This window comes from Pseudomonas sp. LTJR-52, from assembly GCF_003691465.1.
GTDB classification, from domain to species: Bacteria; Pseudomonadota; Gammaproteobacteria; order Pseudomonadales; family Pseudomonadaceae; genus Chryseomonas; species Chryseomonas luteola.
This window is the reverse complement of record NZ_CP033105.1, coordinates 762,235-777,854: the sequence shown is the minus strand read 5'-3', so window position 1 is coordinate 777,854 and position 15,620 is coordinate 762,235. Positions and strand designations below refer to the sequence as shown.

The following is a 15,620-nucleotide window of genomic DNA, read 5'->3' as shown; positions in this document are numbered from 1 at the left end:
GGCCGCTTCCAGATGCGTTGTAGGAGGATATCCATGTCACACCCGTTCGATACACTCAGCCCTGACGTGGTGATCGACGCCGTGGAAAGCCTCGGCTATCTCAGCGATGCGCGTATCTTAGCGCTTAACAGTTATGAAAACCGGGTTTATCAGGTGGGCATCGAAGACGAACAGCCCCTGATTGCCAAGTTCTACCGCCCACAGCGTTGGACGGATGCCGCGATTCGCGAGGAGCACACCTTCTCTTTTGAGCTGGTGGAGCATGAAGTACCTGTCGTGGCGCCCCTGTCGCGTGACGGTGAAACCCTGTTCGAGCACGCCGGCTTTCGCTTTGCCCTGTTTCCCCGCCGCGGCGGCCGGGCGCCCGAGCCTGGTAACCTTGAGCAGCTGTACCGCCTGGGTCAGCTCCTGGGTCGCCTGCATGCCATTGGCGCCAGTCGCCCGTTCGAGCACCGCGAGACGCTTGATGTACAGAGCTTTGGCCATGCATCGCTGGATACGCTGCTGAGCGGCGGTTTCATCCCCAAGAGTTTGCTGCCTGCGTATGAATCCGTGGCACGTGACCTGATCAAGAAACTGGATACGTTATTTAATTCGGTTAAATACACGAATATCCGCGTCCATGGAGACTGCCATCCGGGCAACCTGCTCTACCGTGACGAGACCTTCCACATGGTAGATCTCGATGACTGCCGCATGGCACCGGCGGTGCAGGACCTGTGGATGATGCTGGCCGGGGATCGGCAGGAGCGCCTGTCGCAGCTTTCCGAGTTGATGGACGGGTATCAGGAGTTCCATGACTTTGCACCCCGTGAACTGGCGTTGATCGAGGGGCTGCGCTCCCTGCGTCTGTTGCAATACAGCGCCTGGCTGGCCCGCCGCTGGGATGATCCGGCCTTCCCGAAGAGCTTTTCCTTTTTCGGGACCGAGCGCTATTGGGGCGACCAGGTTCTGATGTTGCGCGAGCAACTTTCAGCGCTTGATGAAGAACCGCTGCGGCTGTTTTGATCCCCAAAGACACCAGGGCCGCCACAAACCGGGCGGCCCTGGTGTTCAGGCTCAATGACCGTTACGGGTCAAGCCGATCAGCGTATCGGCGACGTCCTTGGTCCGCCGTGAAGTACTTGCTGTTGCGCTGCTGGAACCTTCCAGCGCACCCAACAGTTCAGTCAGGGCATTTACATCCTGAGACTGTACTTCGATCTGCTGTGCAACCTGACGGATTTCCTCAGCCAGCTTGTCGATATCCGTGCCGATTTCGCCAGCGTTCTGCTGAGTCTTTTCCGCCAGCTTGCGTACCTCGTCTGCTACTACAGCAAACCCACGCCCCTGCTCACCCGCACGAGCAGCCTCGATGGCAGCGTTGAGTGCCAGCAGGTTGGTCTGCCCGGCGATCTGCTGAATCATCTGCACAATGGACTGGATCTTCAGGCTCGATTGCGCCAAGTCATTAGCACTGCGTACTACATTTTCAGCCTGACTGGACAGACTCTTGACGGTGCCACCCGCCTGATCGATCACGCTGCCCTGCTGATTGATGGTTGAGCTAAGATCATCCATCGATACGTGCAGCTCACCGGCATAGTGATTTAACTGCTGAGCAATTTGCTCCTGGTTCTGATCCGCCTGATGCAACACTGCACCCAAATCTTCAAGACCACGGAAAACCGGTTTGATGTGGTCATCCAGGCCGTTGCTGTCGATGTAACTGGCAAAGTTCTTGCGCTTGAATTCATCGATCTGCTTGACCACAACCTGGCTCAAGCCCGCCAGTTTCTTGATCTGCCGACGCAGGAAGAACGCCTTGAATTCGCCGTAATGCGCGGTGAAGTTGTCGATGTACTCATCGCGGAACGGCGCGCCTTCCGGGGTACGGAAGAAAAATACCGCGGTCAGCGTCTGGTTCAGGTTGAGGCCCAGGATCTCGCCAAAGGTAGAAAAGCCCACCACAGGAATATCATCAAACGCTTCTTTCATGCGGCTCAGGTCGTTGCCATTGTTCAAGCGACGCAGGATGCAGTCGTTGAGTAGCCCGCCTACCGGTTTGCCGGACTTGCCTTGCAGGAAACGTTGAAGGTCTTTACGGGTGGCCTCAAGAATAGGCGTACGCTTGACCATCACCAGCTCTTCGCCCGGCGCCACGTCACAGAAAAGGTGGATACGCTCCTTGTCATAGTCGATCTGGGCAATGGAGCGAACAAACAGCTCCTCACCCACACGAATAGCAAACGAGTAATTGGCCAGACGCTTTTCCAGGTCCTTGGGCTCGCAGTTCAGCGATTCGCACAGGGCGGCCACCATCGAGCGGACATTGCCCTTGGAGTCGATCACCTGACTGATGTAGCGCTCTTCCAGCGACGCGGTGAGCACGCTCAGGCTAACTGATGTCGGCTCGAAGTTCTGGCTTTTGAACACACCGAAGCGGGCATTACGGGCGCATTTCAGAAATACGATCTGTACGTGGTTTTCGTAGCTGCGCTTGCCGTCATGGATCAAGGTTTTAACGAAGTCGGTCTTGCCACCAGCAGAGCCGCCTACGAATAGGCAGGGAAAACGGCCCGACTCGTAAAGAGCTTCCATGAAGAACGATTCGGATGCCGACAGGCCGTCAAACGTGACGTAAGCCAAGGTATCGCGATGGTCGATAGTCGTGTTGACACGCAGCCGCTTAATCGACTCGATCAGCTTGGCGATTCGCTGCTGCATGGACATACGTGGCCCTCGGGCGCGGATGTCCTGGCTTTCCAACGGCACATAAACGGTTTCGGCCGAGGCGATAATGCTGGCATCAAACATCTGCAGAACCACGCGATCCCACTGATTGCCTGTGGCGCAATAAAGCTGATTATTCTGGCTGCACAGCTCACCGGACGTTGTACACAAGGTGATGGCAGCCTGCGGGAAACGCTCCGCCACTGCACGTGCTATACGGTCCAGATCAACATGGGGAGATACGAACCCAGCGATATAGGTCGGCTCAAAGCGAAGTGCTCTCAGATCCTGCTGGATATTCCCAGAAGAGCTGAGCACGCTGAGAACACCACCAGACTGGGCGCTAGCGGGCTTGAAACGGGAGAATAGATTCATCGTAAGGGCTACCTGATACAACAGTAGTTGGCCAGATGGACAAGCCCAAACCTAGCGCCGAGGGAAACAGTCGTCTGTGTTTGGTTTGCCATCCCTGCAGCAATAAGTATTTAGAAGCTGAACAGGATTTCGACCTGCCCTGGAGTAACTGAAGGCCATTTGTCATAGCAATTACGTATAAGGCCTATGGAGTGTTGCAAGCTTTTTCCTGAACACCAGTTATGATTCAAGGTTTCTCCATAAAAAGTAGATATGTGTTATGTCCACATCCCCGCGCCAGGGTTACGTCTTAGGCCTTACCGCCTATGCGCTCTGGGGACTATTCCCGCTGTACTTCAAACTGCTTGCCAGCATTCCTCCCGTCGAAATCCTGATCCAGCGTATCTTCTGGTCGGCCCTGATCGGGGTCTTGCTGCTTCTGATCTGGAAACATCAGGGCTGGTGGCGCGATTTGCGTGCCAATCCCTCCCGGATTGCCCGGTTATGGCTGAGTGGCCTGCTGGTGGGCGGCAACTGGCTGACCTACATCTGGGCGGTCAACAGTAACCATGTAATCGAAGCCAGCCTTGGGTATTACATCAACCCGCTCATCAATGTGCTGCTAGGCATGGTGGTGCTGGGCGAGCGGTTAAGGCCCCTGCAGTGGCTGGCCGTGGGAATGGCTGCCCTAGGCGTTGCCCAGCAGATCTGGACGCTTGGCCAGCTGCCCTGGGTATCCCTGGTGCTGGCCTTCAGCTTTGCTTTTTACGGACTGGTGCGCAAGGGCACCCAGGTGGCTGCCCTACCAGGCATGGTGGTCGAAACCTGGCTGCTGGTCCCGCTGGCTGCAATTGCACTCCCCCTGTTGACCCAGCAGGTCAGCCTGGACCCGGCACTCTGGCAATCACCGATGGCCATCGTACTGATCCTGTCCGGCCCCGTTACGCTGGTTCCCCTGCTCTGCTTCAACGCAGCGGCGCGCAAATTGCCCTATTCGACATTGGGCTTCCTGCAGTACCTGGCCCCTACGCTGGTGCTGATACAGGCAGTCTTCCTGTTCCACGAGCCCTTCCCTATGGAGCGGATGGCCGCCTTCCTGTGTATCTGGGCAGGCCTTGCCGTGTTCAGCTTTGACGCCTGGCGCTCCCTGCGTCGTTACGCAGCTCCTGCTTCACGCACCTGACCGTCGTGGTTGTCACGGTAGACTGCCAGCTCGACCATCAAATCGTCCGCCAGGGTCTCCAGACTCTGGCGGAGCGTATCCAGCTCGAGGGCGGGCGGCAGGGCCAGCAGCGCCGTAGTGTGGAACAACTGTTCGCTGCTCATCGGCGCCGCCCGCACATCGGTACTGAGCCGCTCGACATTGACGCCTAGCCGGGTGAGCTGACGGGTAATGTCCCGAACGATCCCGGGACGGTCATTGCCCAGCAGATCCAGCTGGATGAGCTGAGGCTTGGGTGCCTGCTCTACCCGGCTTTCCGCTACCAGCACACGCATGCCCCTCACATCTAACCCTTTCAGCTGGGCAACCAGGGCTTCGCGTTGTTCCGGCGCGACACTGACGCTCAGGATTCCAGCGAACTGACCTGCCATACGTGACATGCGGCTTTCCAGCCAGTTGCCGCCCCGCTCGGCAACACAGTCGGCTAACTGCTCGACCAGACCCGGCTGATCCGGGGCAATGATGGTAAGGACCAGAACATCCACGGTAGCACTCCTTTTGGTTGATCATCTCTCCAGCGTAGAACAGTCAGCCAACCTTGCCGACCCACTTTTCATGAACGGACCTGCCATCGTTTTGCCTGTGGCAGACACTTTTCCAGCGAGGCCTAGTCACATGGCCAGATAGCCACCGAATGTCGGCGCGTCGTGCAGCCAAGCGAGGCGAACAATGAGTAGAAGAAAAACCATCGGCGGCCTGCAGATAGCCACCGCCCTTCATGAGTTCGTAAAGACTCAGGCGATTCCAGGCACAGGCATCGATATGGACCATTTCTGGCGTGGTCTGGAAAAGCTGCTGGATGAGTTCGCCCCGCGGAATCGAGCGCTTCTGGAAACCCGCAGCCAGCTCCAGGCCCGTATCGATCAATGGCATCTGGCGCATGCCGGACAGCCACACGATGCGCACGCCTACCGCACCTTTCTTGAAGAGATCGGCTACCTGCTCCCCGAGCCGGACGAGGTCAGCGTCACGACAGCTAATGTCGACCCGGAAATTGCCCAGCTCGCCGGGCCGCAACTGGTCGTGCCGGTCACGAATGCCCGTTTTGCGCTCAATGCCGCCAACGCACGCTGGGGTTCGCTATACGATGCGCTCTATGGCAGTGACGCGATCCCTGAAGACAGCACGGTTGAAATCTGCGATAGCTATAACCCGCTCCGGGGCGAAAAGGTTGTGGCCTATGCCCGGGGATTCCTCGACGAAGCCGTGCCGCTTGCTGAATACTCCCATGGCAATGTCAGAGGCTACAGTGTCCAGCGTGGCGAACTCATGGCCGAGATTGGCGACAGTCGCTACGTTTGCCTGGCCGAGCCGGACGCCTTTATCGGCTATCGCGGGCAGGCTTCGCAGCCGGAGGCCATTCTGCTCAGGCACCATGGGCTGCATATCGAAATCCAGATTGACCGCAACAACCCGATCGGCCAAGCCGATGCGGCAGGCGTGAGCGATATTCTGCTCGAATCGGCCCTGACGACCATCATGGACTGCGAAGACTCCGTCGCAGCGGTAGACGCCGAAGACAAGGTACAGGTCTACCGCAACTGGCTGGGCTTGATGAAAGGTGACCTCTCCCAAGACATCACCAAGAACGACAAGGCCTTTACCCGGATCATGAACCCGGATCGGCCCTACATCGCTGCTGATGGCAACGAGTTGGTCCTGCCGGGCCGTTCACTGCTGTTTGTCCGCAATGTCGGCCTTTTGATGACGACAGACGCCATCCTGGACCGCGACGGCAACGAGGTTCCCGAAGGCATACTGGACGCCGTCTTTACCAGCCTGTGCGCCCTGCACAACCTGAACGGCAACACGTCGCGCCCCAACTCGCGCACGGGCTCGGTGTATATCGTCAAGCCCAAGCTGCACGGGCCGGAAGAGGTAGCCTTTACCGGCGCGCTGTTCGGGCAGGTCGAGGACCTCCTTGGCCTACCGCGCCATACGCTCAAGATCGGTATCATGGACGAAGAGCGGCGGACCAGCGTCAACCTCAAGGCCTGTATTGCTGCGGTGAAGGAACGGATCGTGTTTATCAACACCGGCTTTCTTGATCGCACCGGCGATGAGATCCATACCTCGATGGAGGCCGGCCCTCTCATCCGCAAGGCTCTCATGAAGCGTGCCACCTGGTTCAAAGCTTACGAGGACAACAATGTGGACGTCGGGCTGGCTTGCGGTCTGCGTGGCCGTGCGCAGATTGGCAAGGGCGTGTGGGCCATGCCGGACATGATGGCCGCCATGCTCGAACAAAAAATCGCCCACCCCCAGAGCGGAGCCAGTACGGCCTGGGTACCCTCGCCTACGGCCGCTACGCTCCACGCTATCCACTACCATCAGGTCGATGTGGCGGCACGGCAGGTCGAGTTGGCCAAGCGTACGCCGGCCGCACGAGAGGATCTATTGAGCATTCCGCTGGTTGATGTCACCGAACTCAACGCTGAAGAGATCCAGGAAGAGCTGGACAGTAATGTCCAGAGCATCCTGGGCTATGTGGTGCGGTGGATTGATCAGGGGATCGGCTGCTCCAAGGTGCCGGACCTCGATGATGTGGGACTCATGGAAGACCGTGCCACACTGCGTATTTCGAGCCAATTGCTTGCGAATTGGTTACATCATGGTGTGATTAATAGGGAACAAACGATCGAAGCTTTCCGTCGCATGGCTCTAGTGGTGGATCAGCAAAATGCAGGCGATCCCCATTACCGCGCCATGGAGCCTGATTTCGATAGCAATATCGCTTTTCGGGCTGCCCTGGACCTCGTTCTGGAGGGAGCGAAGCAGCCCAGCGGCTATACCGAGCCGATCCTCCATCGTAGACGTCGTGAGGCCAAGGCGCGGAGGCAATGAACAGGTCTCGCTGATACGCCTTTGCAGTAGCGGCTGACGGGACCTATGGAACGCATCACCAACTATATAAAAGGCGTTACCCATGACCAATCTTCGTCCCCTGTACGCTTCAGCGCTTGCTATTGCCCTGGCCGGATGTGGCGAGCCGTCCAAGCTTGGCCCAGATGCCGCCTATGGCCCCAAGCCGCAACTTCCCGAGCCCAAGACCAGCCTTATCCCTCTGGTCAACGTAGCGCCCGCCACCGGCTGGCCGGAAGGCGGTAAACCCACTGCTGCCCAGGGCCTTCAAGTCAACGCCTTTGCCACCGGCCTTGATCATCCCCGCTGGATCTATGTATTGCCCAACGGTGACGTTCTGGTCGCCGAATCGAACAAGCCCACACAAGAGCCGGCGGGCTTCAATATCCGCAAGCAGGTCCAGGGCATGATGATGAGCAAGGCCGGAGCCGGTGTGCCCAGCGCCAACCGCATCACCCTGTTGCGCGATGCTGACCACGATGGCGTGGCCGAAACCCGGACGACCTTTCTGGAGGGTCTGCACTCGCCCTTCGGCATGACCCTGGTCGGCAATGACTTCTACGTGGCCAATGCCGATGCACTGGTGCGCTTCCCTTACAAGGAAGGCGATACGACTATCCAGGACAAAGGCACCAAGGTGGTCGACCTGCCAGCCGGCATCAATCACCACTGGACCAAGAACGTGATCGCAAGCCAGGATGGCAGCAAGCTGTACATCACGGTTGGCTCCAACAGCAACGTCGGTGAGAACGGTATGGACATCGAAGAAGGCCGTGCGGCCATCTGGGAGCTGGACCGCGCCACCAGCAAAATGCGGCTGTACGGCACAGGTCTGCGTAATCCCAATGGCATGGATTGGGAGCCGCAAACCGGCAAGCTCTGGACAACAGTAAACGAGCGTGACGAGATTGGCAGTGACCTCGTACCTGACTATGCCACCTCGGTTCAGGACGGCGGTTTCTATGGCTGGCCCTACAGCTATTATGGCCAGCATGTAGACGAGCGCGTCAAATCGCAGCGCCCGGACCTGGTCGCCAAAGCCATAGTGCCTGACTATGCCCTTGGCACCCACACCGCCTCGCTGGGCCTGACCTTCTCCAAGGGCGATGCCTTGCCGGAGCAGTACCGTTATGGGATGTTCATCGGCCAGCACGGCTCCTGGAACCGCAAACCCAAGAGCGGCTACAAGGTGGTCTTCATCCCCTTCCAGGACGGTAAGCCCAACGGCGCACCCCAGGATGTACTGACCGGCTTTTTGAATCAGAAGGAAGAAGCCCAGGGCCGCCCGGTTGGGGTCATCAATGACAAGCAGGGTGATCTGCTGGTTGCGGATGATGTGGGTAACGTTATCTGGCGAGTAACCGCGGCCAAGTAAGTAGGCCACCGTGCCTGTGGCTGCTCTAAGCAGCCCAGGCACTTGCCTTAATGCTTTTCTAAACGGGCAATGGCTATAAAAACCGCAGCGGTTGTCACCACGCCCCATAGGACAGGCCCTATCATAGGAATAGGGCGCAACAGGAAAAAGCCTGCCACAGCAACCGCCAAGGCAATCAGAAGTCCTGGGGCGAAGCCTCTGGTGATCTTGAAGGCGTTACGGCATGCCTTGCAATACCGAGCACCGCCGGGCTTGGCAGGCCCCAGGATTGCAGGTGAGAAGAAACTAATGGAGGCGGAGCAATGCGGGCATTTCATGGGCAATTCCTTATGCTAGGCGTCGATTTCACGAGCCAGCATAACGTCTTCCAAACCGGTCCCTTGTGCTATGGTCGGCACGTCTGAACAGGCTTTACCGTCACATAGCTGAAACATGAAACGGAGCGCACTCCAAAGGCGCCCACTATCCTCTGCGTTGTCACTCAAGCGCTAATCGCTTGCTCATCAATAGAGTCTGGCTACAGTTTCAGGAAGACAGGGATGAAGATCATACTTATGCGACATGGACAGCCAACATTGAAACCATTGTCCAGGCAAAGTCTCGCCCTCTGATATGCACCGTTGGATCAGTGATTACAACCTGTCCGAGGTCATGGATGATCCTGCTCCGCCAACAACGCGTGAGCTGACAGCTCAGGCGAAATATATCATCAGCAGCACAATGCCCAGGGCACTGACTTCACTCGACAGGCTAGGGCTGAAACCCTTTCAAACCGATACGCTATTTAGCGAAGCGGAGCTTCCTTTCCTGCACTGGCCTGGCCCCAGGCTCTCTCCGCTTACGTGGGCGTTTGTTTTTCGAATGCTTTGGCTCTGCGGTTATTCACGTGGCGTCGAGTCGTTTTCAGAAGCACGCGAGCGGGCCCAGCGAGCTGCTCAGCGACTCATCTCGCTGGCCGAAGAAGGGACGGTACTGTTGCTGGGCCATGGCATCATGAACCGCCTTATTGCCAGACAATTACTCGCTCACGGCTGGAAGAGCGAGACGCGCCATGGGAATAAATATTGGAGCGCCTCGTTCTATATGCTGCCTGCCAGGACCTCGCAGGATTAGTGTTCACTGCTGCCCTTTTGCATAAAGTGTTACAGGCGAAAGTAGCCTTGCATGAACCCAAGAGCGGCTTGTATTTATCAGGAAGCCCCTAATGCCTCCTTTAATTGCTGCATGTTGAAGGGTTTAGGCAGTGACATTGATTGTATGTTTGCGGATACAGTCCCTTCCCCTGACATGAAAATGACTCGCAGCCCAGGTTGCTGGCGTACAGCTTCATACGCAAGATCGATTCCGGACATACCCGGCAAGTTGACGTCTGCCAGCAGGATGTCAAACCTCAATCGCCCCAAGACCTCAAGTGCTTTTTCAGCAGTTTCACAACCTTTGGCTGCGTACCCCAGCATTTCGACCATCTCACAGGTCATGGAAAGCAGGTCGGTCTGGTCGTCCAGTATCAAAACCTGCTGTGTACCGACAGCTTTTTCGATAGGCGCAGGCACCAGAACGTTTTCATCTATCCGTACCGGCTTATGGCTGGCCAGTAGCTGTCTAATCTTGCGTGCCAGATCATGCAGCCGATAGGGCTTGCTCAACAGCTCGACACCGGGATCAAGCCGCCCTCCGTGAACGATGGCGTTCTGGGTGTAGCCTGACGTAAACAGCACGGCAATGTCAGGCAACAACTGCTTGGCCTGACGTGCAAGCTCAGGGCTGCGCAGAGGACCCGGCATTACAACATCGGTAAACAGCAGATCGATATGTAGCCCGCTCTGCAAGATGCTGAGTGCACTCTGTGCATCATTGGCGCGTAGTACCTTGTAGCCAAGCCCGCTTAGCAGGTCGATGACCGTGGCTTGAACAGCCAGATCGTCCTCAACCACCAGAATCGTTTCATCGCCGCCGATAACCGTGCCGCCAACAGCTGCAGGCGAAGCAATCTCGATCTCATGAGTCCGGGGCAGGTATAGCTTGATTGTCGTGCCACTGCCCAGCTCGCTGTAAATGCGGATATGACCACCACTCTGCTTGGCAAAGCCATATGCCATACTCAAGCCCAGTCCGGTTCCCTGGCCCTCAGGTTTGGTCGTGAAGAAAGGCTCGAAGGCATGCTCCATCACATCAGGCGACATGCCTGATCCCGTATCGGATACCGCCAGCATGACGTACTGCCCTGGCGCAACGTCAGCCTGTGACTGGGCGTAATGGTCATCCAGCATGGCATTACTAAGTTCGAGAGTAAGCCTGCCATTGCCTTGCATGGCGTCACGGGCATTAATGGCTAGATTGAGAATGACATTTTCCAGCTGATTAGGGTCGACCATGGTCGTCCACAAACCGCCCGCAATGATTGTCTCGATCTGAACGCTCTCTCCCAGGGCGCGACGAAGCAGGTCGTCCATGCTGCGCAGCAAGCGGCTCAGATTGGTCGGAACAGGCTTTAGTGGCTGTCGACGTGCGAAGGCTAATAGCTGCGAGGATAGTTTTGCGCCACGGCTAACGGCCGCTACGGCTGCATCCAGCTTGGCCATGCCGCTGCTACTGTTTCCTAATGCAGGTCTTAATAGCTCAAGATTGCCTTCAATAATCTGCAGGACGTTATTGAAGTCATGGGCAACGCCGCCGGTCAGCTTGCCGATCGCCTCAAGCTTCTGGGATTGATGCAGCGCCAGCTGGCTCCGCTCCAGTTCCCGGGTACGCTCCTCTACCAGCATCTGCAGGTTTTCCCGGGAACGTTGCAATTCCTCCTGGGCGAGTTTCTGAGCCGTAACGTCATGTCCTTGGAAGAAGATGCCGCTTACCAGCCCGTTCTCAGCAATGACCGGCTGGAAAACAAAATCGATGTAACGTGTTTCTGCCGGTGCATCCGGCACACGCTGCACATAGACTGCCATGCTACGCCCCGTGTGGGGCCGCTTGGTGGAATACACCCGATCCAGCCACTCCAAGAGGGCTTGATCCTTGAGTCGAGGAAATGCCTCCGAAGCGGGTTTGCCGATGATATCGCGATGACCAACCAGTTGATAAAAAGCCCGGTTAGCCAGTTCAACCAGATGCTGCGGGCCTTGGGTGACTATTACAAACCCCGGCGCCTGTTCGAACAGCTGTTGTAAATGCTGCCGTTCCTGCCGGATGACGCGTCCAAATTCCTCATGGGCCAGTCGCTCAGCGACCAGTGCCGAAACATCGCGAATGGTTACTGATACGCCAATCAGCGTACCTGACTCATCGCGAACACCCGACAGCATCACTTCAAGAACGGCTTCGGCATCACATACCATGCAGTGATACTCGATCACATGCATCTTTTTGCCTGCCATCACCTGCTCAACTGACTCGTCCAATACGGGTGCCCAAAATGGCAGAGCTCGGATATTACGGCCTACCGTCTCGTCGGCACTTAGACCAAACAGCTCTTCAGCACCTGCGCTCCAATACAGTACATCCAGCCGCACATCGACACCGATGATGGCTTCCTGCGCCGCATTGATGAAATTAGCCAGGTAATAATCAGCAGCTCGCAAGCGACGATACTCATGATCGTCTACGGATCGCGTAGCACTTAAGCTGACATTGGCCTGATCCAGAGTAGTACGCAGCTTGATCCGACGCCGCGCCCGACTGGCGGCCTGGGCGGCTTGAAGGGCAAGCGTCCCTGGAACCAGCTCGGCAATGGACCAGTGTGATCCCAGCATGGGTGCCAGCCCCAGGTTTTTCCTAAACGCATCACCTTGTTCAGGTGCACGAACAAAAATCAGCTCGCACTGAGACCAGACAGCTCTCACTGCCTTGGCCACTGCAGCCGGTTTGATGAGCGACGGCATAAGAATGACAACAGCGGGCTCATCGCTTGCGATAAGCCCGTTTGAAACGTCTGTATCCAGGCAGTAACGAACGTCTAATGCCTGCGATTGGAGCGCCGCGCCAAGCATGGACAACTCATTACCAGCACGGGGTTCGTCTGGCGCAATGATGACAGCGGTCTGAAATATCACAACAGGTACTCAAAGCAAGGGAAGACCGAGCAGACTTCTGCCCGTCCATAATTTCAAAAGATCCGTCGTGGGTGACATGACATGGCTGGCGCGGGCATCACGGAGCATCTGAGACACTCGGCTGTTCTCCCGATAAGCCGCGCCGCCGCAGATGGTCATCGCTTCGTTAGCCAGCATAACAGCGGTATCACCTGCATCCGCCTTGCAGGCCAGGATGAAAGGCAGGGCATTCGGGTCTCCCAGATCGCCTAATCGGGCCGCCTCGCGAACCAGTGATCGGGTCTTTTCCAAAGCAATCCACATGCTGCCATAGCGACTCTGCAAGGTTTCGATATCCCGCAGCGTTTCACCTGAATGCGCATAACTGCGCGTACGCAAGTGCTCACCGGCCGCATCCAACGCGGATTGAGCGATACCCAGATAGGTACCCGCCATGGCCATCAGAAAAAACGGGGCAACCACTTCGAAGACGTACCACACCTGATCACCTGGCTCACCCAGAAGATTTTTGGCAGGCACACGCACGTTGTTCAACCCTAACGCTCGAGAAGAATTGCCACGCATTCCAAAACCGTTCCAGGGCGCCTGCCACTCCAGGCCTTGCGCAGTGCTGTCCACGATCAAACAGCTGAAATCGCCTTCCTCGTTATCTTCCTCGCTTGCCACTGTAGAAACTACGTACGAATCGGCATGACCACCATTGGTGACAAACTGCTTAATGCCATTCACAACAAACTCATCGCCAACCGTGGCGATCTGAGTTGCAGGCAGATAAAAATGAGCGCCTGAGCCACTTTCAGAAAGCGCTAAGGTTGTGAGGTGACGGCCGGCAGCAATCGCCTCCAGATAATGCTCTTTCTGATATGAAGTGGCTTTGGCCGCAATGACAGCGGTCCCGACACAGTGCATACCAAAACAAAGCGCAGAAGAAGGACACGCTTTACCAATGGTTTCAGTAATCACGCTTAAGGCCAGTAGTCCCTGACCGTGGCCACCCTGGGCCACAGGAACCTGGAGGCCCATGAGGCCAGCTTCGGACAAGGCCTCTATCGAATGAGCAGGCCATAAGCAATTCTGGTCCACCTGACTCGCAAGCGGAGCAATAGCCTGATCAACAACCTCTTCAACGGTTGATTTCAGTGCGGTGAGCTTAGACGACAAATGATAATCCATCGCTTGTATCACCTTTAAAAGAGACAAGTAGCCATCATGCCTGAATTCAAGCCTCAGCGATCACTACTTCATACTGAGTAATAAGTGATGAGATAGTGCCCCAGTGGCTACCCTGACCACCTTTTATGCTTGAAAACAGACGCTTCGTTATCCATTTCGTCGAAACGACGAAAAAGCCCCTTCATAAAAGACGTTTTGCGCCTTATGACCAACAGCACGCCTCCCTAAGCTGATGCCATCTCCACACAACAACAAGGAATGGTCATGAACATCACGCTTCTCGGGGCTGGCCATATTGGCTACACCATCAGTCAACTGCTGCAGGACTCCGGGGATTACCGGGTGATTGTGGCTGACCGTGATCCCAACGCCCTGGCGCGGCTGGCCGCGCTGGGCATCGAGACACGGGAAGTGAGCCCGGACGGCAATGACCTGGAGCAGGTACTTGAAGGCAGCGACGCGGTACTCAACGCCCTGCCCTACCACATGGCCATTTCGGTAGCCCGTGCCGCCAAGACCACAGGCACCCATTATTTTGACCTGACCGAAGACGTCCATGCTACCAAGACGATCCGTGATCTGGCAGAGGACTCATCCACAGCCTTCATGCCGCAGTGTGGCCTGGCTCCTGGCTTTATCGGCATTGCAGCGCATACCCTGGCGTCGCGCTTCGACAGCGTGCGCGAGGTGAAGATGCGCGTAGGTGCATTGCCCGAGTTTCCCACCAACTCACTCAAGTACAACCTGACCTGGAGCGTGGACGGGCTGATCAACGAATACTGCCACCCCTGTGAGGCGGTTCGTCACGGCACGCTGAACCTCGTGCAGCCACTGGAAGGCTTGGAGCATTTCTCGCTGGACGGCGTGGAATACGAGGCCTTCAACACCTCGGGCGGCCTGGGCACCTTATGTGAAACCTGGAGTGGTCGCGTCGAAACCCTGGATTACAAAACCGTCCGCTATCCAGGCCATCGGAACTTGATGAAATTCCTGCTCGAAGAGCTGCGTCTGGCAGGTGATCAGGAAACGCTGAAACGCATCATGCGCGACTCGGTGCCCACGACGATGCAGGACGTGGTACTGGTCTTCGTGACCGTGAACGGCATGCGCGACGGCAAACTGGTGCAGGAGGTATTCAGCCGCAAGATCTTTGCGGCCGAACAGCGAGGCAAGCTGACCAGTGCCATTCAAATCACCACAGCGGCCGGTATCTGTACCGCACTGGATCTGTTCCGCGAGAAGAAACTGCCGCAGTCAGGCTTTATCCGCCAGGAAGAAATCGACCTGAACGTCTTTTTAAGCAACCGCTTCGGCCGCGTTTACGGCGAACCGGCCTAAGCCTCTGCCGCCATGGGCCGTCGGCTACCGGGACGGCTCACTGCGGCGGTCGATCTTGCGGGTCAGAATGATGGAGGTCTGGGTCTGCTTGACCCCATCAATAGCACCGATCCGATCGAGCAGCTCATCGAGCTGCTCATGCCGTTCACAGCAGATAAAGGCCAGGTAATCGAACGCGCCGCTCACGGCCGACACCTCCTCTACTTCCGGCATCGAGGCCAGTGCCTTGATCACCTGCGCCGCGCTCCGGGGCAATACGCTAATGCTGCAATAGGCCCTGACCGCACCCGCCTCCACCGAGGCCCCCAAACGCACGCCATAACCTGCGATTACACCCTCGCGCTCTAGCCGGGCCAGCCGTGAAACCACTGTCGTCCTCGCCAGATTGAGCTTGCGGGCCAGCGTGGCCGTAGACTCGCGGGCGTTGGCCTGAAGCAGACGGATCAGTTGCCAATCGGTAGCATCGACTTTCGGATACATGAAGAACACGCGCCAGGGTTCGGAAAAGCGGAGCCTAGGAGGCTCTGCAGCCAGCGTC

General features: G+C 57.0%; 12 protein-coding genes. 6 read left to right on the top strand and 6 right to left on the bottom strand.

Going from position 1 to position 15,620, the window contains the following annotated elements; genetic code table 11:
* The first annotated feature begins 33 nt into the window (after positions 1-33).
* Positions 34-1,008: a serine/threonine protein kinase gene (locus EAW52_RS03570; RefSeq protein WP_122041437.1), complete on the top strand. Its 975-nt coding sequence runs from the start codon at positions 34-36 to the stop codon at positions 1,006-1,008.
* A gap of 51 nt (positions 1,009-1,059) precedes the next feature.
* Here EAW52_RS03570 and EAW52_RS03565 read toward each other — a convergent pair whose 3' ends face one another.
* Positions 1,060-3,087 (bottom strand): methyl-accepting chemotaxis protein, encoded by a 2,028-nt coding sequence (locus EAW52_RS03565; protein WP_122041436.1) that lies wholly within the window; start codon positions 3,085-3,087, stop codon positions 1,060-1,062.
* A gap of 259 nt (positions 3,088-3,346) precedes the next feature.
* On the opposite strand from EAW52_RS03565, the gene rarD reads away from it, so the two are divergent.
* Positions 3,347-4,249: an EamA family transporter RarD gene (gene rarD, locus EAW52_RS03560; RefSeq protein WP_122041435.1), complete on the top strand. Its 903-nt coding sequence runs from the start codon at positions 3,347-3,349 to the stop codon at positions 4,247-4,249.
* Here rarD and EAW52_RS03555 read toward each other — a convergent pair.
* A complete protein-coding gene (locus EAW52_RS03555; protein ID WP_122041434.1) occupies positions 4,222-4,773 on the bottom strand; it encodes a glycine cleavage system protein R in 552 nt (183 codons plus the stop codon). The two genes, rarD and EAW52_RS03555, sit on opposite strands and share 28 nt — an antisense overlap.
* Positions 4,774-4,957: 184 nt before the next feature.
* Between EAW52_RS03555 and EAW52_RS03550 the strand changes: the two genes are divergently transcribed.
* Entirely contained in the window at positions 4,958-7,132 is a 2,175-nt protein-coding gene (locus EAW52_RS03550) for a malate synthase G (protein WP_122041433.1), read from the top strand.
* An 82-nt stretch (positions 7,133-7,214) separates the two neighbouring features.
* Complete coding sequence (locus tag EAW52_RS03545) at positions 7,215-8,525, top strand: sorbosone dehydrogenase family protein (RefSeq protein ID WP_122041432.1); 1,311 nt, start codon at positions 7,215-7,217, stop codon at positions 8,523-8,525.
* A gap of 47 nt (positions 8,526-8,572) precedes the next feature.
* Here EAW52_RS03545 and EAW52_RS03540 read toward each other — a convergent pair whose 3' ends face one another.
* Positions 8,573-8,842, bottom strand: a complete 270-nt coding sequence (locus tag EAW52_RS03540; RefSeq protein WP_122041431.1) for a hypothetical protein — start codon at positions 8,840-8,842, stop codon at positions 8,573-8,575.
* A gap of 295 nt (positions 8,843-9,137) precedes the next feature.
* Between EAW52_RS03540 and EAW52_RS03535 the strand changes: the two genes are divergently transcribed.
* Positions 9,138-9,638 carry a histidine phosphatase family protein gene (locus tag EAW52_RS03535; protein ID WP_372238881.1) on the top strand — a complete coding sequence of 167 codons (501 nt, stop codon included), beginning with the start codon at positions 9,138-9,140 and terminating at the stop codon, positions 9,636-9,638.
* A 77-nt stretch (positions 9,639-9,715) separates the two neighbouring features.
* Here EAW52_RS03535 and EAW52_RS03530 read toward each other — a convergent pair whose 3' ends face one another.
* A complete protein-coding gene (locus EAW52_RS03530; protein WP_122041430.1) occupies positions 9,716-12,571 on the bottom strand; it encodes a response regulator in 2,856 nt (951 codons plus the stop codon).
* A 9-nt stretch (positions 12,572-12,580) separates the two neighbouring features.
* Positions 12,581-13,744, bottom strand: a complete 1,164-nt coding sequence (locus EAW52_RS03525; RefSeq protein WP_122041429.1) for an acyl-CoA dehydrogenase family protein — start codon at positions 13,742-13,744, stop codon at positions 12,581-12,583.
* Positions 13,745-14,008: 264 nt separating this feature from the next.
* Here EAW52_RS03525 and EAW52_RS03520 point away from each other — a divergent pair, with 264 nt between their 5' ends.
* The gene (locus EAW52_RS03520) at positions 14,009-15,082 is read left to right on the top strand and encodes a saccharopine dehydrogenase family protein (protein ID WP_122041428.1); all 1,074 of its coding nucleotides are present in this window, start codon (positions 14,009-14,011) and stop codon (positions 15,080-15,082) included.
* A gap of 24 nt (positions 15,083-15,106) precedes the next feature.
* Here the strand turns inward: EAW52_RS03520 and EAW52_RS03515 are convergent, their stop codons facing one another.
* Complete coding sequence (locus EAW52_RS03515; protein WP_026003906.1) at positions 15,107-15,562, bottom strand: Lrp/AsnC family transcriptional regulator; 456 nt, start codon at positions 15,560-15,562, stop codon at positions 15,107-15,109.
* Positions 15,563-15,620: the final 58 nt, after the last annotated feature.